Source organism: Streptomyces sp. NPDC038213 (assembly GCF_055600495.1).
On record NZ_JBVJYM010000016.1, the window covers coordinates 20,220 to 40,869 of the forward strand.

The window sequence follows — 20,650 nt, forward strand, 5'->3', positions numbered from 1 at the left end:
AGCGGTGTTACGGGGGAAGAACGGTGTCCGAAGAGCTCGAGCTCGATCACGAACAGGTGCGCATCCACGGATTCGAGCCGTACGAGGGGACTCCGCTCGACGTACGCGCGGTGATCGCGGGGATGCCGCAGGAGCTCAAGGACGGGTTCCGTGTGCACGAAGTGCCCTTCGGCCGGTTCCGGCACGCCCACGGCGGCACGGCCGACGATGTGCCCGATCTGCTGACCCGGCTGCGGTCCGAGACGGCCGAGGTGTCCGGGCAGGCGCTGGCCAGTCTGTGGGACAGCCTGGTGCACCAGGGCACGGTCGGCTCCGCCGCTCCGCTGACCGTACCGTTCCTCCTGCGCGCCGCTGCCGACCCGGCAGTGCACCACCGGGCAGACACGATTCGCCTCGCCAACGCGGTGGCTAGGCAGCAGCACTGGGGATTCGGCACCCGCGACACCTTCCTCCAGGTGGCAGCTCCGGGCTGGACAGTCGACTGCAGTGGCTACGCGATGAACTGGACCATCGAGGCATCACGCAACGCCCTCGCTGCCGATGCCGATCTACTCCTCCCGCACCTCGACCACCCGGCCCCCGAGGTCCGCTCCTCTGCCTGCTACGCCCTGGCCACCGCCTTGGGCGGGGCCGGACGCATCACCGCAGCCCTCCGTACCCGGCTGGCCGCCGAACAGGATGCCGTGGTCCGCGCCTGCCTCGTCCTGGCCGCAGCCGAACTCGCCGTCGGGAATGCCGACCCCCGCACCGCACCGTGGACCCGCGCCCTGTGGACCGAGCCCGCACAACCTGCGGATGTCCGGATGTCCGCCGCGCTTGCCTGGCTCTGCCTCGTAGACGGTCCCGTCCCGGACGAACTGCGCGCGACGGTCGAGGCCTTGGCCACCGACGACGACCTGGTCGAGATGTTCGACAGCGTTCCCTGGACCGCACACGTCGACGACAAGGGCCTCGTCCGCACCCTCGACCAGATGCTCCGCAACGCGGCACCGGGCGTCATCGATCCCTGGGACGACGAGTCCTGGGCCTGGCCGCCTGATGTGGCCTGATGTCATCGGCGGCCCTCCGAGTACGGGGTCCGGGCAGGCCCCGGGAAGCGGGCAGGGATCGGAGGTGGCGGAGGCAGTGGCCGCCCTGTCCGTTCCAGCCGCTGGGCCAGTAACGAGCCGCGCGTCAGCCGCCCGTCACCGGAAGGCTTCGTAGGCCTGCCGGATGAGTGGGGGCAGGGTGCTGCCGCGTTCCGTGGCGGGGCCGCCGACTCCCGTCATGGGGAGCAGGTGGGTGACGTCCGGCTTGGTGCGGAACATGCCGATCGCGGTGCTCAGGTCCGGGGTTCGCGCCGATGTACCAGGCGGACTCCATGCGGTCGTTCGGGCCGGTGCGGCCGGCCCAGGACGGCCGGTCGGACCCGGGGGTCTTCCTTCTGCCACAGCTCGTGGATGAAGTCGTAGTCGCTCAGGACCACGACGTCCGCCGTGGGGTCCAGCCGGACCACGGCGGCGGCCGCGACGCGCTCGGCGTCGCTGGTGCCGATGCCTGCCGCCCGCACCTCCTGGTGCGCAGACGCTGGCGCGGCGAACACCGCGCTCTCGGCGCCCAGGGCCAGGACCGCTGTGATCGCGGTGGTCCCCAGGACCGCTCGTACGGCGGCTCCCCGGCGATGCGTGAGCCCGCCGGTGACTGCCGAAGGTGTCCTCATGATTCGTTCCGCCTCGGAACTTCTCTTGGAATCAGTGGCAGCGGGTGGCATACCGGCCATCACGCGGCGTTTCGTGGCTGGTCGTGCCACGGGTCCAGGTAGCTGGTCAGGCCACCTATCGCGACCCTAACAGTGCCCGAAAGGCAGCCCAGGCCGTTTTCAGTCAGCCTCTGAACTGCAGTTACTCGCTCGCCGTGCCGTGTGTCCGGTAGTGGGGCCGTGTCCTCGCGTGCGTTGCTGCCGTGCGGAGTGCACACACCCCGGCGGTGACAGCCCTGTGGCTGGCCGGAAAATGAGCTTCCGTGGGAGGCGAGCCTCGGTCTCGGTGAGGGCGCGGTGAAGTGCGCTCTCTGCTGGCGGAGTTCATCCGCCCGGGCCGTGGCCTCGTTCTCCTGGAGCTGAAGATCCACCAAGAGTTCGGTGATGGTCACGCGCCCAGCCCGATGGTGTCGCGCCCGGCCGGCGTGGGCGTGGTGAGGCGGCGGGCCATGTTGGCGGTGGAGGCCCAGTAGACGCGCGAGGCGGAGGTGTCGGGACGGTGGTCGTACTCACGGGTCGGGCGCCGGTGGAGCATCAGCGTGCCCTTCGTCTGCTCGACCACCCACCGCTTTGAGCTGTCCCGAGTTTCGTAGAGTCCGATCTCGACTGGTTCAGGCGGACTGCGGGGTTGCTCCTGGCTGTGCCAGAAGGCTTCCTCGTACTCGGTCGGCGGCGCGTAGCCGAGCCCGGAGTGCGGCGTTCTTCGTTGTACCAGGTGATCCACTGGAAGATCGCCCGCTCGATCTGGTCGACGTCCTTCCAGGGACCCTGCATCTCGATCAGCTCGGCCTTGAAGGTCCCGTTCAGCGCCTCGGCCATCGCGTTGTCATACGAGTCCGCGACGGAGGCGGAGGCGCCGATGTCGGTGAGCCGGCGGTATACCGAATTGACGCGTATTGCGACCCGCGATCGCTGTGGTGTATCAGTCCGGAGTCCTTCTTGATCCGGCGCCGCCAGAGTGCCGTCTCCAATGCATCCAGGGGGAGTTCGGTCCGCATGTGGTTCGCGACCTGCCAGCCGACGATCATCCGTGAGTACACGTCCAGGAGATACGTCATGTCCGCGACCCACAGCTGATCGCGCCGGGAGGCTGTGAAGTCGCGGTCGACCAGGTCCGGCGGACGCGGCGCCGACGGTGTCGCAATCGTGGTCCGACGCCGCCGGCCACGGATGACGCCCTGCAGGTCCAGCTCGGCCATCAGCCGCCCGACGGTGCAGCGGGCCACGACGACGCCTTTGCGCCGAAGCGCGCGGGTGATCCGGCGGGCGCCGTAGGTACCGCCTCCACAAACCTCAGTACAGCTCAGCGGCTCCTCGTGGTCCAGCGGGTCTTCGCACTGGGGCGTTCGATGCCGGAGGCGGTCGTGATCGGTGTCGGGCGCGCGGCCTGGGCGCCTGCTGGCGTGCTGCCGGCGCCGGGTCGGGTGCGCCGTACTGCCCGCGGGGGGTGCGTGGTGTGCCATGCTCGGTTCATGACGGGGCCTTCGGTGCCGGGACCGGGGGGCGCCCGCCAGGATAGGGAGCCCCACGGCGACTCGGTCTTCTCTTCCCGCCGGTACCTGCCCAGGCGGCCGCGTGGCACCGGCGAACCGGTTGGCGAGGGGTTGCCGCTGGCGGCGGTGCAGGACATGCTGGACGGCCTTCCCGGGTCGGTGATCTTCCTGGTCCCGGTGTACGGGCCCGACGGCGGGGTCGAGGACTTCCGCATCCGGGCCGCGTCCCCCGAAGCCGTCGACATCGGCGGCCGCCGGGGCGGCGAGCTCGTCGGGCTGAGCGTCGTGGACACCTATCCGACGGTCGTCGGCTCCCCGCTGTGGCAGGGCTATCTGGAGGCCCTGCGGACGGGGCGCCGGTACGAGGGCGAGCCCTTCGCGTACGAGGAGGTACTGGCGGGCATCCCGCGGTACTCCCGCTTCGCAGTCCGGGCCTCGGCCTGCCAGGGCGGCCTGACCGTCTCCTGGGTCCGCCTGGACAGCGGTGAGCGCGAACAGCGCCGACTGACCGTCATGCAGCGCCTGGGCGGCATGGGATGGGCGGACTGGGACCTGGTGCGGGACACCATCACCTGGTCCGACGAGGCCTTCACCGTCTTCGGCCGCGACCCCTCCCTGGGGCCGATGACCCTGGAAGAGCTGCCCCGCCACGTGGTCCCCGACGACCTGCCCGCCCTCGGCCGGGTCGTCCCGCGCCTGCTCGCAGAGGGCAGGCCCATCGACCACACCTTCCGCATCACCACACCCGCGGGGAAGGTCCGCCACGTGCGCATCGTCGCGGAGGCCGAGACCGACGTCGACGGCCGCCCCGTGGAAGTCCACGGCTTCTTCCAGGACCTCACGGCCGCGAAGGACGCCGAAGCCAGGCTCCTGGATTCCCAGAAGGCCACCGTGGTCCAGAGCACCCTCCTGGAAGCCGAACGCGACCTCGCCGCCCGCCTCCAGCACGCCCTCCTCCCGCCGGCCCGGCAGACCCTCGACCTGGCCGGGCTGACGGTGGACGTCGCCTACCAGCCGCTCCAGGAAGGACTCGAGGTCGGCGGCGACTGGTACAGCGCCACCGAACTGCCCGACGGAAACGCCCTGATCATCGTCGGAGACGTCGCCGGCCACGGGCTCGACGCCGTGGGCACCATGGCGCAGCTCCGCTTCACCGCCAAGGGCATGGCCGTGACCGGCATGCCGCTGCCGGACATCCTCAGCCGCCTGAACACCCTGCTGCTCCACACCGGCGGCAGCGACTTCGCCACCGCCACCCTGATCATGGCCCGCTACGACCCCGCCGCCGCCGCCGTCACCTGGGTCCAGGCCGGACACCTCCCGCCTCTGCTCCTGCGCCGCGGCGAAGCCCACTACCTCACCCCGCCGGAGGGCATCCTGCTCGGCGCCGCCCCCGCCTCCCGCTACGAAGCCGCCACCGTCCCCCTCCTGCCCGGCGACCAGCTCCTGCTGTACACCGACGGGCTGATCGAGAGCCCGCTCGAAGACCTCGACGCCGGCTTCGACCGCCTCGCCCGCGCCGCCCTGCACCCGGACCCAGGCACCACGCTTCTGCACAGCATCCTCAACGCCCTCGTCGACCCGCACGCCCGCCGCGACGACGTCTGCGCCGTCCACATCAGCCGGTAGGCACCCGGGCCGCACCCCGCGCAGCCGCCACGGGCGGTCGGCGCCTCCCGCTGCGCCGCGACCACCCGGTCGGCCCCACACCCTCGTAGCGCGTGAGGCCACCGCGCGCCCGTGCCCGCGGGGCGACGTCCTGCGCAAGCTGGGGCGTGGCCCTGGATCCGCCGGCGTGTTTGCGGCTGGGGGTTCGGGGCACGAGCGCGCAGGGCCGGGCGGAGAGCGGCTGCCTCCCCGGCGGGCCGTGCGCGTCATCCCCCTCGCGCACGGCCCGCCCTCTCGCGGATCTGCTGCGCGCCGCGGAGTCCCGCCCGCCCCGGCCGGGATCGGGACCACCACACGGGGTTCAGGGCAGGGCCCGCGGTCTGGCCCAGAGGCTCCTCGACGAGACGGGCGTCCCGCTGGAGCGCGCCGGGGACGTCCTGGTCGTCGTCACGGGGCTGGTCGGCACGCCAGCGGCATCACCGGCTTCCGCATCGCACCCCGGCCCGGAGCCGTGCTCATCGAGGTCTCCGAGGCCTCCACGCACCCGCCGCAGACCCAGCCTTGTTTCCCCGCCGAACCGGGGGGGCGCGGCTTCCCTCACGGAGCCCTACGGATGGAAGAGGCCCTGGCATCGCCCACCGGCCTCCCCGACCGGCTCCCCCGAAGCAGCCGCGTGCCGGATACCGCCATGGCGGTATCCGGCACGGTACTCCTCGCATGCGCGGTGCGGATCGAGGCGCTGGCCGCACAGGACACAGCACCAGCCCTTGACCTGCACGAAGGACAGCACGGCCAGCTGGTCGTTGGCCGCTGTGGAAGGTCACGCTCCTGCACCGGCTTCATGACCTGCCGGTATACGCAGCGCTGAACCGTGTCGTCCGCCCGGCCCCGCTGCGAGCATCTCGGCCATGACTTCTCTCGCCGCCCGCACCGCGGCCGCCTTCGCCCTGACCGCCGCCCTCGGCGCCGTCGCCCTGCCGACCGCGACCGCCGCCAACTGCGCCACCTGCATCGTCAGGGCTCCCTCTGCCGCGAACGGCTGGGGCGCCGATTCGACCACCGCCGCCGCCCCGAACAACTGGGGTTCCGACTGGCCGACCGGCTTCGCCGCCGCCTAGGGCGAGGACTGCCCCGACAGCGGGACCACCACGGCGGGCTGGGGCCAGGGCTTCCCGGACAGCATCTGGAACTGACACCCGTCCGCTCGTCCGTGGCGCCGTGGCCTGAAGGGCCTGCCGGCAGCCCGGGACGGGGCGTCGGTGCCGGGGCAGGGGTGGGCGTGCCGGTGGTCGTTACTCTGGGGTCGTGGACAGTACGGGGCGGGGAATGCGGGTTCTGCGGGCGGCCGGTCGGGTGGGCGTTGCGTGGAAGAACGGCGGGGGGCTGACCCGTGAGGTCGCTGCCGGGCCCGAGGGGGCCGGTACGGGTGACTTCGCCTGGCGGGTCAGTTTGGCCGACGTGGGTGCCGACGGGCCGTTCTCGGTCTTTCCCGGAGTCGACCGTACGCTCGTGCTGGCCGAGGGGGCCGGGATGGAGCTGGAGGTGGCGGGCGTACGGCGGGTCGTGGACGCGCGGTATGCGCCGCAGCAGTTCCCCGGTGACGTCCCCACCGGTTGCAGGCTCCTGGGCGGGCCGGTGGTGAACTTCAACGTGATGTACCGCCGGGACCTCGTGCGGGCCGACACCGCCGTGGTGCGCGGCTCGGTCACGCTGGCAGCCGCTCCGGAGGGGGCTTTGCTGGTGGTGGCCCTCCAGGGGGAGGCCGAAGTGTCCTGCGAGACCGGATCCGTGGTGCTCGGCACCTACGATGCCGCCTTGGCCACGGGGGCGGACAGCGTCTGCGTCCGCACTCCGGGCCGCGTGGCGGTTGTGAGGACCGGGCCGGCCTGAACTGTCGCACTGGGGGGCGGGGTCGTGAGCGGTAAGGGGTGACGGCGGCTGGCGGGTCGTCAGGCCTGCCGCGTGAGGAGCGGTCACTTCGGATCCCCGCGTTGCCCGAAGAAGAGGGAACGGACCGGGGTGCCCCGTGCGTTGAGCCGGGCGGGGCCGTGTGGTGCGTGCCCGGTGGGCGGCGAAGGGGCGGGGGACGCGTGACGCAGCAGAGCCGGGCCGCGCGGCTGGCCGCTTCGGCGCTGGGCCTTGTCGTCGCTGTGCTGGCGCTGTTCGTGCCTGTGGCCGGGGCGCGGGGTGTGCCCCTGCCCGCTGACGGGCTGCTCGTGCGCCACGTGGTGGCGGGCAGTGCCGGGCAGGCGGCCGGGCCGGATGACCTTCCGGCGCTGCACGTGGTGGTCTCCCACCGACCTGACGGCCATATTCCGGACCCTCAGCCTGGGGGACCTGCGCGTACGGCAGTGGATGCGGCACCGCGCGGGGCCCTGGGCGGGCCCGCGGCGGGGCCGGGCAGTGCGTTCGCGCCTGCGGGGAGGCCGGTCGAGTCGGCCGGTCCGCGCGGGCCGCCCCATCGATGAGTACTGCAGATCGTCATCGACGCCTGACCTTGTGACCCGGCGCGCACCGCGCGGGGTCGGTCACGCGTTTCTCCGTCCTGCCCTCATCGTGGAGTACGTATGTCTCGCGCACCTTGGTCGCGCCCACCCGTGTGGAGGGCGGTCGTCGCGCTGGCGGCCGTCGCCCTGTCCCTCTACATCGCCCTCACCCAGTCCCCCCGCCTCGGTCTCGACCTGCGCGGCGGTACCCAGATCGTCCTGGAGAGCCGGGACTCCCCCACCGTCAAGGCCGATGCCGCGGCCACCGACCGCGCCCTGGAGGTGCTCAGGCAGCGCGTCGACGCCCTCGGCGTGTCCGAGCCCGGTATCGCCCGCTCCGGCGAGAACCGGATCATCGTCGAACTGCCCGGAGTGCAGGACCCGCGCGAGGCCGCCGAGGTGATCGGCCGTACGGCAGAGCTCACGGTCCATCCGGTGAAGGGGGAGACGGCCGACAAGGGCACCGCGAAGCCTGCGGCTGACGGGTCGCGCACGCTGCCCGATCCCGGGCGGCCGGGCAGCTACCTGGAGCTGGGCCCCACCGCCTTCACCGGCGAGGGGGTCGAGGACGCCGAGGCGGTCCTGGACCAGCAGGCGCTGGGCGGCTGGATGGTCTCGCTCGACTTCCGCAAGGGTGCCGGCGGCATCTGGGCGGGGATCACCTCGGATGCGGCCTGCGCACCTCAGGGTGCTCCTCAGCGCCGCGTCGCCATCACCCTCGACAACAAGATCATCTCGGCGCCCGGCGTCAACGCGGACGTGGTGTGCGGGACCGGTATCACCGGCGGCTCCACGCAGATCAGCGGCGGCTTCGCGCGGGCCGAGGCGCACGAGCTGGCGGCGCTCGTGAAGGGCGGGGCGCTGCCGGTGCCCCTGGACGTGGTCGAGCAGCGGACGGTCGGTGCGACGCTCGGCGCCGACGCGATCGAGGCGAGTGCCGAGGCCGCGCTCATCGGGATCGCGCTGACCGCACTGTTCATCACGTTCGTCTACCGGCTCCTCGGCGCGCTCGCCTCCGTGGCCCTCGCGCTGTACGGGCTGATCTCGTACGCCGCCCTGGTCGCGCTCGGCGCGACGCTCACGCTGCCGGGGCTGGCCGGGTTCGTCCTGGCGGTCGGCATGGCGGTGGACGCGAACGTCCTCGTCTTCGAACGGGCCCGGGAGGAGTACCTGGGCGTCCGCTCCAAGGACCTGGCGAAGCCGGTGCGGACCGGCTTCGCGAAGGCGTGGAGCGCGGTCATCGACTCGAACGTGACGACGCTGCTGGCCGCGGGGCTGCTGTTCCTCTTCGCCACGGGCCCGGTCAAGGGCTTCGGTGTCACCCTGTCCGTCGGCGTCCTCGCGTCGATGCTCACGGCGCTCGTGATCACCCGGGCGCTCGCGGACTTCGCCGTCGCCCGCAGCTCCGTCCGCAGGCGCCCCGGCCTGACGGGCATCGCCACGACGGGGCGGGTCCGCGCATGGCTGTCGCGGCGCAAGCCGGATGTGGTCCGCCACCGGCGCCGCTGGCTCGGCGCGAGCGCCCTGCTGGTCGCGGTCGCCGTCGCGGGGATCCTCGTCCGCGGCCTGGACTTCGGCGTGGAGTTCACCGGCGGCCGCCTCGTCGAGTACAGCACCAGCAGGCCCGTCGACGCGGACACCGCGAGGAGGGCGGTCTCCGATGCGGGCTTCCCGCGTGCGGTGGTGCAGGAGTCCGGCGACGGCGACATCACCGTACGCACGGAGAAGCTGACCGACGACGAGCAGCAGCGCGTCAGGGCGGCTCTGGAGGAGCCGGGCGGAACGGTCGTCGTGGAGCGTGACGAGCAGATCGGCCCGAGCCTCGGGAGCGAACTGCGCCAGAAGGCGCTGCTGGCCCTGGGGATCGCGGTGGCCGCCCAGCTGCTGTACCTCAGCGTGCGGTTCCGCTGGACCCTGGCGGCCGCGGCGGTCTCCGCGATGGTCCACGACGTCCTCCTCGTGGTGGGCCTGTTCGCCTGGCTGGGGAGGCCGGTGGACAGCGTCTTCCTCGCGGCGCTGCTCACGGTGATCGGCTACTCCGTGAACGACACGGTGGTCGTCTTCGACCGCGTCCGCGAAACGCGCCGCCGGGACCCGCGGGGCGGCCTGGCGGAAGCGGCCAACCACGCGGTGGTCCAGACGCTCCCGCGGACGGTCAACACGGGCATGGGAGCCCTGTTCATCCTGACCGCGCTGGCCGTACTGGGCGGCGACTCGCTCGCGGACTTCTCCGTGGCCCTGATCGCGGGCGTCCTGGTCGGTACGGCCTCGACCGTCTTCACGGCCGTCCCGGTCGCGATCGCCCTGGAACACCGCAACCCGCCGGCGCCGCCGGCGGCGGCGCGGGGACACCGCGCCGAGGAGCAGGGCCCCGGCGGGCGCAGCCCGCTGGAGGCGCGGAAGGGGAGGGAGGGGCGGACGGGCGCGGTCGTCTGAGGCGGCCGGGGCTTCAGGAGGCCTCTCGGCGGCCGGCGGGGGGAAGGGCGCGCAGGAGGTCCCAGAGGGGGCGGGAGCCGGTGGCCCATTCGGCGAGGAGGTGGCGGTCGACCAGGTGGAGGTGCTGGGACGCGGCGAAGTCGGCGGCGTTGGAGGTGATGCGGCCGTTGGTGAGCATGACCAGGACGTCGCCGCCGTGGACCTGGCGGCCGGTGCCGTTGAGGACGTGGAGGTTGGGGGTGCCGACGGGCTTCCCCGACCAGCCCGCCTTCCTGTGCTTGCACTGGATGACCCAGCGCCGGCCGTACGGGTCGGTGGCCTTGACGTCGGCGCCGTTGTCGCCCCGGCCGCCGACCTGCTGTGCGTCCGGGCAGCCGTCGCGGCGCATCAGGTCGCGTACCGCGTACTCGAACGCCCGGTGGTGGAGGGCGTCGAGCTGTGCGAGGGCGTAGCGCAGGCTGCTCGCCCGGACCTGCTCCCACCGGGCCGCCTCCCGTCGCCGGCGCGTCCAGGCCCAGGCCCCGGCGGCGGCCGCCAGTGCGAGGGCGGCAGCGGTCCAGGGGTGCGCGGCCAGCCACCGGAGGGCGCCTGCGACCAGGCTGATCACGGCGACTGCGCCGAGTACGGCGAGGGCCGCAGCGGGTTCCGCGTGCTGCTCCTTGCGCCGCCGGGCCCTGCCGGAGCGCCGGGGGCGGGATCGCCCGGTCACAGGGTGACCCCGGAGACGCCGTCGACCAGCCGGCCGAGGAAGCGGGCGATGCCCTGGCCGTGGTCGGTGGGGGCCAGCATGATGCCCAGGGCCAGGACGATGACCACGGTCGTCTTCTCGTCGGACCTGCTCCGGGCTTCGGTACGGCGGCGCAGCCGTACGAACACGATGACCGCCAGCAGTACCGCCACGTTGATCGTGAGCACGTCGTCCCGTCCCCCTCGTCTGTGCCGTCCCGGGGCGGTGGACGGCAGTCCCCATGGCTCCCTGTGTAGTCGGAGACGGGCGGGGCGGGTGACGTATTGCCGGGGATTGACGGCAAGACGGGTGCGCGTTGGCCGGATCGGCCAGCAGGCGTGTTCGAGGGGCGTGGGGCGGGGGATGCCCCGGCCGTGCAGGACGGCGTAGGAGCCCTCCTGGTCCGTGCCGCTGCTCCGCAGGGTCTGGGTGCCCCGGGTGGCTCGGGCCTCGGGGAGGGGGTGTGAGAGCCTGCCCGGGGCGTTGCAGCCGGTCAGGGCGGCGAGGGAGTCGCCGCGGAGGCGTCGGAAGGGGTGGGGTGTGGGAGGGGTGCGGGGCGTGGTGGGCCGGTGGGGTGCCCGGGGGCCGGCTCGGGCGGTGGCCGTGGCGCTGGTCGCGTCGGTGCTGGCGGTCGTACCGGTGGCAGGGGTGGCTCCGGCGGCGCGGGCCGCGGCGACGCCGCCGCCCGGGCCCGAGGCCTCGTGGCCGACGGCGGTGTTCGTGCCGGTGGAGGGGACGCCGGCCGCCGAGCTGGGCGGGAGGCGCTTCCCCGAGCTGTCCCCCGTGCCCGGTGGTCAGCGGGTCGCCGGGATCGTCGTCACCTACGACCTGTCCGGGGTCGACGATGCAGTACGGGTCGTACGGCTGGACCCCGGCTGCACGGAGTCCGGCGACGTCGTCACCTGCCGGGCCACCGGCGAGTACACGCTGTCGCCCACGGCCTTCTCGCTGATCGCCCCCGCCTCCGCCGCACTCGGCGACGCCGGGACCGTCACGGTCCGCTTCACCGGCAGGGCGGGGCTCCCGCCCGACTGGAAGGTGCGGCTGTACGTCGGACCGCCGGAGTTCCGCGTACGTCCCTTCCCCGAGCGGGAGCTGGTGCCCGCCTCGTCCCGCGGCACGCCGCCCCCGCTGCGGCCCGCGTTCGTCAACACCGGCGGGCCCGTTCCCACGAGCGTCGTGCTGACCGTTTCCGTGCACGACTCGCTGCCCGCGCGGAAGCGGGTCGACGACCCGACGAGGCGCAGCAGCCCGGTCGTCGAGGCGAACCTGAAACTCCCCCGCACCTTCCGCAACTGCCACTACGGTCCCCACGGGGACAGCGCCACCTGCGAGATCCCCGGCAGCTCCGTGCGCCCGGGCCGCGGGTACGAGACGGACGCGGAGGTCCGGGCCGCGAACGGCAGCTGCTGCCGGACCGAGGGCTCGTACCAGTACCACGTCTCCGCCGTCGAGGACCTCTCCCCCGGCGAGGTCGCCGCCTACCGGGCGCTCCCCACGGGATCCGGGCCGGTCCTGGGGCTGAACGAGACCGGGGCCTCCGGGCTGACCCTCAAGGGCACGGGGTCGCTGTCGTTCCGGTCGGCGGACCTGTCCGTCGTAACCCGCTTCTACGCGAAGTCGGCGGTGATCGAGGGGCTGGTCGGCGCCGCCGCCTCGCTCGAACTCCCGCAGCCCTCGGCGACGGACGGGTTCACCGCGGCGGGACCGGGAGAGGAGGTGACGGTGGCCCTGCCGGAGGGGGTGTCCTTCGCACCGGCTCCGGAGCCCGGCTCCTTCCCCTCGGAGGAGGGGTGGTGCGCGCCCGACGACCTGTCCGCGCGGAGCGTGACCTGCGCTGCGGGCGGATTCCGGACCATGATCGCGGTGCGGATCGACCGGGCCGTGCCCGGCGCCCGGGGCAGGGTGTCGGTCGCCGTTCCCCCCGGTGACACCGACCCGTCCGACAACGAGCTGCCGATCGGGGTGGTGGTCACGGGTACTGCGCCGCCGGTCCCGCCGAAGGCTTCGGCCGGGGCCGCGGTCCCCGCCTCCGCGGACGGCGCGGTCCCCGGGGGGCCGGCCGTGTGGACGGCGGCCGGTGTGCTGGCGGCCGCGGCAGGTGGGGCCGCGCTGCTCGTGGTCCGCCGGCGGCGCGCCGCGGCCCGCACCCGGACCGACGTCTCCTAGGAGGGGCGGGGTCGCCCCTCAGGGTCGGCCGGGGCGGGGAGTACCGCGCGGGCGTGGGTGCGGAAGGCGGCCGTCGCGGGGTGGCTGGGGGTGGCCGGGGCCGCGAAGTGGACCGTGACGGGGTCGGCGTCGGTGAGGGCGAGGTAGCGGACCCCGGGATGGGGGTGGCTGTGGCGGGTGGCCTCGGCGGTGACGCCGACGGCCTCGCCGGTGGCGATGGAGGTGAGCCACTCGTCCACGTTGGAGACGACCCGGGTGGCCTCCGGCCCGCTGCCTGCGGGCCACAGGGCGCTGGTGGTCGCGGCCGTCGCGCACAGCACGACCGTACGGCCGGCCAAGTCGCGCAGGGCGGCGCCGGGGCGGGCGGCCAGGGGGTCGTCCGCGCTCACGGCGGCGATGCGGGGTTCGCTGTAGAGCGGGAGGACGGCAAGGCCGGGGGGCGTTCTGCCGGGCAGGGACCGCAGGAACACGGCGTCGACGGAGCCGCGTACCAGGGCGGCGCAGGGGTCCGGCAGGTGGTGGACCTCGACCGGGGTGCGGGGGTGGTCCCGGCGCCAGCTCCGCAGCAGCTCCACGGTGTGCTCGCCGAGGGCGCCCCAGGCGAAGCCGATGCGCAGGGGGCGGGTGGCGCCGGAGGCCTCGGCGAGGGCGTCGTCGAGTGCGCCCAGGATCCGGTGGGCGCGGTCCTTGAGCCGGGCGCCCTCGGCGGTGAGGGCGAGGCGGCGCGTGGTCCGCTCCACGAGGCGGGTGCCCACGCGGTCCTCCAGCTGGTCGAGCGTCCTCGACAGGGCGGGCTGGCTGATGCGCAGGACCGCTGCGGCGCCGGTGATGGAACCCTCGTCGCCGATGGCGGTCAGGGCCCTCAGGTGCCTCAGCTCCACATTCATAACCCGGAAGCATAACTGCTGTACGGAAGGTATTTCCCTGCCCGCGGGAAGGGTGCCTAGCATCGGCGTCATGCGAATCCTCCTCATCGGCGCGGGCGGCCGCCTCGGCTCGGCCGTGCACCACGCGCTCACCGGACGCGGCCACGAGGTCGTCACCGCCGGGCGCTCCGGCGGCGACCTGCGCTGCGACATCACGGATCCGGCGCAGATCGGCGCCCTGTACGAGGCCGCCGGGCGGGACGGGCAGCTGGACGCGGTGGCGAGCGCCGCCGGTTCGGTCCCGTACCGGCCGGTCGCCGAGATGACCCCGCAGGACTGGACCGCCGCCTTCCGGGGCAAGGTGCTCAGCCAGGTCGAGCTGGTCCGCCAGGGCCTGGGCCGGCTGTCGCCGCGCGGCTCCTTCACGCTGGTCACCGGGGTCCTCGCGCGCAGCCCGATCGTGACGGGGACGGCGGCCTCGCTGGCGAACGGCGCGGTGGAGGCCTTCGTCAGGGCCGCGGCGGTCGAGATCGCGCCGCAGCGGATCAACGCGGTCAGTCCGACCGTGTTCACCGAGGCCCTGGACGTGTACGGGGAGTCCTTCCCCGGGTTCGCGCCGGTGGGCCTCGCCGAGGTGGCGCAGGCGTACGTGCGGTCCGTCGAGGGCGCGGAGACGGGGCGGGTCTTCGAGCTCGGCTCGTAGCGCCCGACCTCCCGGGCGTCAGGCCCGCAGCCGGGCTGCCGGCGGCTCCGCCCGCCACTCCCCCGGGGCGCCTCGTCCGCGGCCGATACAGGATCGACACAAGCCCGAGCGGCGCCGGATGCAGGGTCCTCATCGTCGTGATGCGGCGCCCGCCCAGTCTGTGGCCAGTGCACGGAATCCCGTGCGGCCGGCAGTGGAGGGGCGAAGTGGCGATGGATGTGGCGAAGGCTGCGGCGAGGGCCGTGCGGGCACGGGCGCGCGGTGGGCGCCTGGTGTGCGGTGCGGTGGCCGCGGTGGTGGTGCTCGGCGGCGGTACGTACGCGGGGCTCGGGCAGTTCGGCGGCCGGGACACCTCGGCCGCCTCCGCCTTCGGGAGCGGCGCCGCGGTGGCCGGCGGGCTGCGCCTCCCCTGGCCGGGCGAGGGGCAGACGAGCATCTCCGTGGACGGGCTCGGCCCGCTCGGCAGCAGGGGCGGGGACGAGCCCGTTCCGATCGCCAGCGTCGCGAAGGTCATGACCGCGTACGTGATCCTCAAGGAGCATCCGCTCCGGAAGGGCGAGCAGGGGCCGCGGATCACCGTGGATGCGGCGGCGGCCCGGGAGTCGCACTCGCTGAGCGAGTCGACCGTACCGCTGCGCGAGGGGCAGGACTTCACGCAGCGGCAGCTGCTGGAGCTGCTGATGCTGCGCTCGGGCAACAACGTCGCCCGGCTCCTGGCCCGCTGGGACGGCGGCTCGCAGGAGGCCTTCGTCCGGAAGATGAACCGGGCCGCGGAGGACCTCGGGATGGCGGCCACGACGTACACCGGCGCCAGCGGGATCGAGCAGAGCACCCGCAGCACCGCCGACGACCAGCTGAAGCTGGCCGCGGCGGCCATGGGCCAGCCGGCGCTGCGCGAGGTGGTCGGCCTGCGCGAGACCACCGTCCCCGGCATCCCCGGCCCGGTCGTCAACACCAACAGGCTGCTGGGGCGGCCCGGGGTGGTCGGCCTGAAGACCGGCTCGACCACCCCCGCGGGCGGCAACCTGATGTGGGCGGCCGAGGTGAAGGCCGGCGGCAGGCACCGCCTCGCGGTCGGGGTGACGCTGGCCCAGCGGGCGAACACCACCCCGGACGAGGGCATGACGGCCGCCCTGGAGCGCAGCGGCGAGCTCATCGAGGCGCTGCGCGAGCAGCTGCCCGCCGTACTCGACGGCCCGGGGCGGGCCCCGGGCGGGCAGGACCGCCCGGTCCGCGAGGGGGTGCTGTCGTGAGCGGGCCGCGGACGTGCGAGCGCGCCGGGGCGCCGGCCGCTCCGGTACCCCCCGCTCCGGCGGCGGGGCGGCCCCGCGGGTGGCGCAGGTTCGGCTTCCCGCGGCGCGGGCGGCTGACCGCCGCGGCCGCCGCGGCGAGTGCACTGCTCATGGCCGGGCACTCCCTCGTGCCCAACAGCCCCGGCAACCTCGGCAGCCTCCTGGAGACCTTCCTGCCCTGGCTCGGCCTGGGCGTGCCCGTGCTGCTGGCCCTCGCGGCGCTGCGCCGCTCGAAGGCGGCCGCCGCGGCGGTGCTGCTCCCGGCGCTGGTGTGGACCTCGATGTTCGGCGGCGCGCTCCTGGACAAGACCGGTCCCGGCGGGGACCTCACCGTGATCAGCCACAACACCGACGCGGACAACAGGGACCCGCGCGGCACGGCCCGGACGCTGGCCGCCTCGGGCGCGGACGTCATCGCCCTCCAGGAGATGTCGTACACGGCCGGGGTCTACGCGGAGGAGCTGGCCGCCGCCTACCCGCACCACTCCGTGCAGGGCACCGTCGGGGTGTGGAGCCGCTACCCGCTGCGCGACGCGCACCCGGTCGAGATCATGCCGTGGAACCGGGCCATGCGGGCCACCGTGGACACCCCCCGGGGCCCCGTGGCCCTCTACACCGCGCACCTGGCCTCCGTACGCGTCCACCCGGCGTCCGGATTCGGCACCGGGCGGCGCAACGACGCGGCCGGGAAGCTGGCGGGCGCGCTCCGCGCGGAGCGGCTGGAGCGGGTGCTGGTCGTCGGAGACTTCAACGGCAGTACGGACGACCGGGCGCTGGCCGCCGTCGTCTCCGGGATGCGCTCGGCCCAGGCCGAGGCGGGCGCGGGCCTGGGCCTGAGCTGGCCGGCGGCGTTCCCGCTGGTCCGGATCGACCAGATCCTCGTCAAGGGCGTCACCCCCGTCTCGGCCCGGACCCTGCCGCGCACCGGCAGCGACCACCTGCCCGTCTCGGCGTCGGTGCGGCTGTGAGCCCCGGCCGCACCGGGCGGGCGCCGGACCCGGGGTTTCGTGCCCGCCGCGCCGAGCGGCTACCGTCGGTGCCGGTGGGACGCCCACCTGCGGCGGAGCAACCCCGTACGGAACGATCTTCAGGTGAGACCATGCACGAGCACGCCCCCGCATCCGACCCGGCCCCGGCTCCGGCCGCGGGGAGGCCGGCCGGGCGCGGGGCCCGGGGCCCCGAGCCCGTACACGTCCTGCTGGTGGAGGACGACGAGGTGATCCGCCGGTCCGTGGGCCTGGTCCTCGAGCGGTACGGCTACCGGGTCTCGACCGCACCCGACGGGCTGTCGGGTCTGGAGGCCTTCCGCGAGGGCGGGCACGACCTGCTGGTCCTGGACGTCATGCTGCCGCACCTGGACGGCATCGGGCTGTGCCGCCGCATCCGCGAGACCAGCCAGGCACCGATCCTGATGATGTCGGCGCGCGGCGACTCCCTGGACGTGGTGTCGGGGCTGGAAGCGGGCGCGGACGACTACGTGGTCAAGCCCGTCGACACCACCGTCCTGGTCGCCCGTATCCGCACCCTGCTGCGGCGCGCCGAGTTCGCGGCGGACCCGGGCGCACCCGCGGCGCAGGACCACGTGCGCACCTTCCGCGACCTGACCGTGGACACCCGGGGCCTGGAAGTGCACCGGGCCGGGGAGCCGGTCGCGCTCACCCCGACCGAGCTGCGCCTGCTCCTGGTGTTCGCGGCCGAGCCGGGGGTGGCGCTGTCGCGGCAGAAGCTGCTGCGCGAGGTGTGGGACTACGGCTGGGAGGGCGACTCCCGCGTCGTCGACCTGACCGTGCAGCGGCTGCGCAGGAAGATCGGCGCGGACCACGTCGAGACCGTGCGCGGGCACGGCTACCGGTTCCGGCGCTGACGTGGGCCGCCGACGGGGCAGCGGCCCCGATCCCTCTCGCGCGGCCCGTACCGCGCTGCGCCTGGCCGACCCGCGCTCGCTGCGCTGGAAGGTCGCGGCGGCCGTCGCGCTGGCCATGCTCACGATGGCGCTCGGGATGGGCGTCCTGGTGCACCGGACGACGGAGGCGCGGTCGATGGGGATCGCGCGCAGCGACGCGGTGCGCGAACTCGGCGTGGCGGAGGACCGGCTGCGCGAGGCCGCGGCCGGCGGTGGCGCCCACGGCGGGGACAGCGGGTACTCCGTGGGCAACGAGCTGCCCGGGCCGCTGCTGGACCTGCTCGGTACGGGTACCGACCCCGTGACCTGGTACGACGACCGGAACCCGGTGCGGGTGCGGATGTGGGCCGCGCGCACGGTGGACGGGCAGCCGCTGGGGGTGGCCGTCGAGATGGTCCTCGACGAGCTGAGCCGCAAGGCCCTGGACCGGCACATGCGCTACGCCGCCCTGGCCACCCTCGCCGTCGTGGTCCCGGTCACGCTGCTCGCCGCCGAGCTGGTCCTGCGCAGACTGCGCCGCGTCGCGGGCACGGCGCGGCGCATCCGCCGCGGCGAGCTGGACGCGCGCAGCGGCGGGCGGGCCGGGAGGGACGAGATCGGGGAGATCTCCGCGGCCGTCGACCACATGGCGGACGCCCTCCAGGAGCGGCTGCACACCGAGCAGCGCTTCACCGCCGACGTGGCGCACGAGCTGCGGACCCCGCTGGCCGGCCTGGTCGCCGCGGCCTCGCTGCTGCCCGGGGGCGAGGCGACCGACATGGTGCAGGACCGGGTGCGGGTGCTGCGGGGCCTGGTCGACGACCTCCTGGAGGTCTCCCGGCTGGACGCCGGCGCGGAGGAGCTCGCGGCGTATCCGGTGCCGCTCGGCGAGCTGGTCGCGGACTCGGTGCGGCGGGCCGGGGCGGACGCGCAGGTGGAGGTGGTGGGTGATCCGGTGGTGCGGACGGACCCCCGCCGGCTGGACCGCATCGTCACCAACCTGGTCGTCAACGCCCTGCGGCACGGCGGCGCCCCGGTGCACGTCGCGGTCGAGGGCACGCGGGTGGTCGTACGGGACGGGGGGCCGGGGTTCCCGGCGGGGATCCTGGAACACGGCCCGCAGCGCTTCCGCACCGGCGCGGCGGAGCGCGGGCACGGGCACGGCCTGGGCCTGACCATCGCCGCGGGCCAGGCCCGCGTGATCGGAGCCCGCCTGGACCTGGCGAACGCCCCGGAGGGCGGGGCGGTGGCCACCCTGACCCTGCCGGAGGACACCGGGCCGGAGGCGGCCGGGCCCGGGGACGCCTCGGGGGCGTAGGCCTCGCGGGCTTGGCCGAGCCGGCCCGGGCCCGGTTACGGGCGGTGGAGGCGGAGCCAGGCGCTGAGGGCGGTGTGGAGGGCGGCGGCCTCGGTGCGGGTGAGGGTTTCGCCCTCGGGGCCGACGTGCAGGCGCACCGAGTCGGCGGTGACCGTCCACCCGACCCCGCGGCGCGGGGGCGGGGCGAGCGGCTGCCCGGCGGCCAGGGCGGCCATGGCGCGGCGTACGTTCGGCGGGGCTCCCGCGTAGCCGGGCGGGACGGGGCCCCGGGGGCGGGGCGGGAGGCCGACGGCCCGGTAGAAGGCGTCGAGGGCGTCGTCCAGGGTGTCGGTGACGGGAGGGGCCGGGGAGGGTTCGGGGGCGGCTCTGGCGGTGAACTCGGTGAGGAGCTCCGGGTGCACCGGGGGCGCGTGGTCGCCGTAGGGGCGCGGGTGGAGGGGGTGTTCGTCGAGGTCGAGGCGGATGCAGACGGGCGGGATGAGGACGCGGGGGTAGTCCGTGCGCAGCAGCTCCGCGTGGAGTCTGCGCAGTGCGGCCGCCTGCCGGGGTACGGGGTGCGGGTCCGGGGCGACCGGGACCGAGGGGCGCCGGGGCCTGGGGGTGCGGCCGGGCAGTTCGTAGCTGCGGTGGAGGACTCCGGCGGCGGTCAGGAGCACGGTGGCCCGGCGTGCCGTCGTCTCGCAGCCGAGCCGGAATCCGACCACGGTCGTCGCCATTGCCCCTGCCCCTCCGCGGCGCCGTCGGTGCGGCCGCTCGTCCCTCCACGGTAGGAGGAGGGGCCGGCCGGCGGGGCCCGTGCGACCCATCAGGTGGGGTTGTTGGGTCGCCGGGCCGGGCCCTGCCGGTCCGGTGGTCAGTGCGTGAGGGTCTCCGTGAGGGCGGTCAGGCTGTCGTGTCCGCGGCCGGCGGCGACGCCCCGGCGGAACAGGCCGAGTACGGCGGCGGGCAGCGCCGTGTCGACACCCGAGTCGCCGGTCGTGTGCAGGACGTGGGTGAGGCTGGCGACGGCCATGGCGAGGTTGTCCACGTCCCCCTCGTGGTTGCGGGCGTCGATGCGCGGTGCGTAGAACTCCAGGAAGTACGTGAAGTCGAGTGTTTTGACGGCATGTTGGAGGAACTGCTCGGCCGGGATGCCGTTGGCGAGGGCGACGGACTGGCCGTGCAGGTAGCCCGCCAGTCCGGTCCAGAACATGTCGATGCCGATCTGGTAGTACAGGGCCGCGAGGCCGGGGTCCTCGCCGAGGTACTCGATGCCGGTGAGCACTTCGAGGGCGGTCCGGTGCCGTTCGACCGCGTCGGCCGGGCCGCTGTAGTACGCGGCGGCGTCGGGGCTGCCGATGCCGGGCGGGGGGACCTGGACTCCGCCGGTGAGGTGGACCGCGCCGTGCCCGGCGAGCCAGTCGGCGGTCTCGCGGGCCCTGGCGGGGGTGTCCGAGGTGAGGTTGGCGACGGTGCGGCCGTCGAGGGCGTGCGGTGCCCGTCCGAGGATCGCGTGCACGGCGTCGTAGTCGGTGAGGCTGAGCACGATCAGGTCGTTGGCCGTCAGGGCGGCTTCCACGGTGGCGGCGAGGCGGGCGCCGCGGGCCACGAGGGCGTCGGCGCGGGCGGCGGTCCGGTTCCACAGGGTCACCTCGTATCCGCGGTCGAGGTAGGCGGCCACCATGGCCTGGCCCATGGGGCCGAGGCCGATCACGGTGACTGCGGGGGCGGCAGGTGCGCCATGGGTGGTGGGGGTGGCGGAAGATGCGGACATGACGGCTCCTCAGCACTAGAGCGAACGTTCTAGCCAGTGGGGTCGACCCTAGCAGGGAACTAGAACGAACGCTCTATCTAATGTGAGGTCGCGAGGATCCGGGTGCCGGGCGGTCGGCTTACGGACCGCCGGCTGACGGGTCAGCAGGCGCGGTGTCGGCCTCCGGGGCCGCAGTCGAT

22 protein-coding genes are annotated in these 20,650 nt (G+C 74.4%); 12 read left to right on the forward strand and 10 right to left on the reverse strand.

Going from position 1 to position 20,650, the window contains the following annotated elements:
- Positions 1–23 precede the first annotated feature (23 nt).
- Positions 24–1,049 (forward strand): hypothetical protein, encoded by a 1,026-nt coding sequence (locus ACZ7JZ_RS21765; protein WP_470941612.1) that lies wholly within the window; start codon positions 24–26, stop codon positions 1,047–1,049.
- A 135-nt stretch (positions 1,050–1,184) separates the two neighbouring features.
- Here the strand turns inward: ACZ7JZ_RS21765 and ACZ7JZ_RS21770 are convergent, their stop codons facing one another.
- The 5 genes from ACZ7JZ_RS21770 to ACZ7JZ_RS21790 all read right to left on the reverse strand — a co-directional run bounded on the left by ACZ7JZ_RS21770 (position 1,185) and on the right by ACZ7JZ_RS21790 (position 3,201).
- Positions 1,185–1,307, reverse strand: coding sequence for a hypothetical protein (locus ACZ7JZ_RS21770; protein WP_470941614.1), 123 nt, complete (start codon positions 1,305–1,307; stop codon positions 1,185–1,187).
- 14 nt (positions 1,308–1,321) lie between these two features.
- Positions 1,322–1,699, reverse strand: a complete 378-nt coding sequence (locus ACZ7JZ_RS21775; protein WP_470941616.1) for a hypothetical protein — start codon at positions 1,697–1,699, stop codon at positions 1,322–1,324.
- A gap of 427 nt (positions 1,700–2,126) precedes the next feature.
- The gene (locus tag ACZ7JZ_RS21780) at positions 2,127–2,300 is read right to left on the reverse strand and encodes a hypothetical protein (RefSeq protein ID WP_470941618.1); all 174 of its coding nucleotides are present in this window, start codon (positions 2,298–2,300) and stop codon (positions 2,127–2,129) included.
- Positions 2,273–2,557, reverse strand: coding sequence for an integrase core domain-containing protein (locus ACZ7JZ_RS21785; RefSeq protein ID WP_470941620.1), 285 nt, complete (start codon positions 2,555–2,557; stop codon positions 2,273–2,275). Before ACZ7JZ_RS21785 ends, ACZ7JZ_RS21780 begins: the two co-directional genes overlap by 28 nt.
- On the reverse strand, positions 2,542–3,201 hold the full coding sequence (locus ACZ7JZ_RS21790; protein WP_470941623.1) for an IS3 family transposase: 660 nt from the start codon (positions 3,199–3,201) through the stop codon (positions 2,542–2,544). Before ACZ7JZ_RS21790 ends, ACZ7JZ_RS21785 begins: the two co-directional genes overlap by 16 nt.
- A 165-nt stretch (positions 3,202–3,366) precedes the next feature.
- On the opposite strand from ACZ7JZ_RS21790, the gene ACZ7JZ_RS21795 reads away from it, so the two are divergent.
- The 5 genes from ACZ7JZ_RS21795 (at position 3,367) to secD (ending at position 9,761) form a co-directional block, all read left to right on the forward strand.
- A complete protein-coding gene (locus ACZ7JZ_RS21795) occupies positions 3,367–4,860 on the forward strand; it encodes a PP2C family protein-serine/threonine phosphatase (protein ID WP_470941625.1) in 1,494 nt (497 codons plus the stop codon).
- A gap of 592 nt (positions 4,861–5,452) precedes the next feature.
- A complete protein-coding gene (locus tag ACZ7JZ_RS21800; protein ID WP_470941627.1) occupies positions 5,453–5,707 on the forward strand; it encodes a hypothetical protein in 255 nt (84 codons plus the stop codon).
- 40 nt (positions 5,708–5,747) lie between these two features.
- A complete protein-coding gene (locus tag ACZ7JZ_RS21805) occupies positions 5,748–5,957 on the forward strand; it encodes a hypothetical protein (protein WP_470941629.1) in 210 nt (69 codons plus the stop codon).
- Positions 5,958–6,165: 208 nt separating this feature from the next.
- On the forward strand, positions 6,166–6,729 hold the full coding sequence (locus tag ACZ7JZ_RS21810) for a HutD/Ves family protein (RefSeq protein WP_470941872.1): 564 nt from the start codon (positions 6,166–6,168) through the stop codon (positions 6,727–6,729).
- A gap of 677 nt (positions 6,730–7,406) precedes the next feature.
- Positions 7,407–9,761, forward strand: a complete 2,355-nt coding sequence (gene secD / locus ACZ7JZ_RS21815) for a protein translocase subunit SecD (RefSeq protein ID WP_470941630.1) — start codon at positions 7,407–7,409, stop codon at positions 9,759–9,761.
- A gap of 13 nt (positions 9,762–9,774) precedes the next feature.
- Here the strand turns inward: secD and ACZ7JZ_RS21820 are convergent, their stop codons facing one another.
- A complete protein-coding gene (locus ACZ7JZ_RS21820; protein ID WP_470941632.1) occupies positions 9,775–10,470 on the reverse strand; it encodes a restriction endonuclease in 696 nt (231 codons plus the stop codon).
- Entirely contained in the window at positions 10,467–10,676 is a 210-nt protein-coding gene (locus tag ACZ7JZ_RS21825; protein WP_470941634.1) for a hypothetical protein, read from the reverse strand. Before ACZ7JZ_RS21825 ends, ACZ7JZ_RS21820 begins: the two co-directional genes overlap by 4 nt.
- Before the next feature lie 409 nt (positions 10,677–11,085).
- Here ACZ7JZ_RS21825 and ACZ7JZ_RS21830 point away from each other — a divergent pair, with 409 nt between their 5' ends.
- A complete protein-coding gene (locus tag ACZ7JZ_RS21830) occupies positions 11,086–12,657 on the forward strand; it encodes a hypothetical protein (RefSeq protein WP_470941636.1) in 1,572 nt (523 codons plus the stop codon).
- Here ACZ7JZ_RS21830 and ACZ7JZ_RS21835 read toward each other — a convergent pair.
- Positions 12,654–13,544: a LysR family transcriptional regulator gene (locus tag ACZ7JZ_RS21835; protein WP_470941638.1), complete on the reverse strand. Its 891-nt coding sequence runs from the start codon at positions 13,542–13,544 to the stop codon at positions 12,654–12,656. The genes ACZ7JZ_RS21830 and ACZ7JZ_RS21835 overlap by 4 nt on opposite strands.
- Before the next feature lie 70 nt (positions 13,545–13,614).
- Between ACZ7JZ_RS21835 and ACZ7JZ_RS21840 the strand changes: the two genes are divergently transcribed.
- The 5 genes from ACZ7JZ_RS21840 to ACZ7JZ_RS21860 all read left to right on the forward strand — a co-directional run bounded on the left by ACZ7JZ_RS21840 (position 13,615) and on the right by ACZ7JZ_RS21860 (position 18,718).
- Positions 13,615–14,226 (forward strand): short chain dehydrogenase, encoded by a 612-nt coding sequence (locus ACZ7JZ_RS21840; protein ID WP_470941640.1) that lies wholly within the window; start codon positions 13,615–13,617, stop codon positions 14,224–14,226.
- 212 nt (positions 14,227–14,438) lie between these two features.
- The gene (locus ACZ7JZ_RS21845; RefSeq protein ID WP_470941874.1) at positions 14,439–15,479 is read left to right on the forward strand and encodes a D-alanyl-D-alanine carboxypeptidase family protein; all 1,041 of its coding nucleotides are present in this window, start codon (positions 14,439–14,441) and stop codon (positions 15,477–15,479) included.
- A 149-nt stretch (positions 15,480–15,628) separates the two neighbouring features.
- Entirely contained in the window at positions 15,629–16,486 is an 858-nt protein-coding gene (locus ACZ7JZ_RS21850; RefSeq protein ID WP_470941642.1) for an endonuclease/exonuclease/phosphatase family protein, read from the forward strand.
- 131 nt (positions 16,487–16,617) lie between these two features.
- Positions 16,618–17,382: a two-component system response regulator CseB gene (gene cseB, locus ACZ7JZ_RS21855; protein ID WP_470941644.1), complete on the forward strand. Its 765-nt coding sequence runs from the start codon at positions 16,618–16,620 to the stop codon at positions 17,380–17,382.
- 1 nt (position 17,383) lies between these two features.
- Positions 17,384–18,718 carry a sensor histidine kinase gene (locus ACZ7JZ_RS21860; RefSeq protein WP_470941646.1) on the forward strand — a complete coding sequence of 445 codons (1,335 nt, stop codon included), beginning with the start codon at positions 17,384–17,386 and terminating at the stop codon, positions 18,716–18,718.
- Between the two features lie 35 nt (positions 18,719–18,753).
- On the opposite strand, the gene ACZ7JZ_RS21865 is transcribed toward ACZ7JZ_RS21860, so the two are convergent.
- Together ACZ7JZ_RS21865 and ACZ7JZ_RS21870 are read right to left on the reverse strand one after the other, a co-directional pair.
- The gene (locus ACZ7JZ_RS21865; RefSeq protein ID WP_470941648.1) at positions 18,754–19,434 is read right to left on the reverse strand and encodes a hypothetical protein; all 681 of its coding nucleotides are present in this window, start codon (positions 19,432–19,434) and stop codon (positions 18,754–18,756) included.
- Positions 19,435–19,571: 137 nt separating this feature from the next.
- Positions 19,572–20,471 (reverse strand): NAD(P)-dependent oxidoreductase, encoded by a 900-nt coding sequence (locus tag ACZ7JZ_RS21870; protein ID WP_470941650.1) that lies wholly within the window; start codon positions 20,469–20,471, stop codon positions 19,572–19,574.
- Positions 20,472–20,650: the final 179 nt, after the last annotated feature.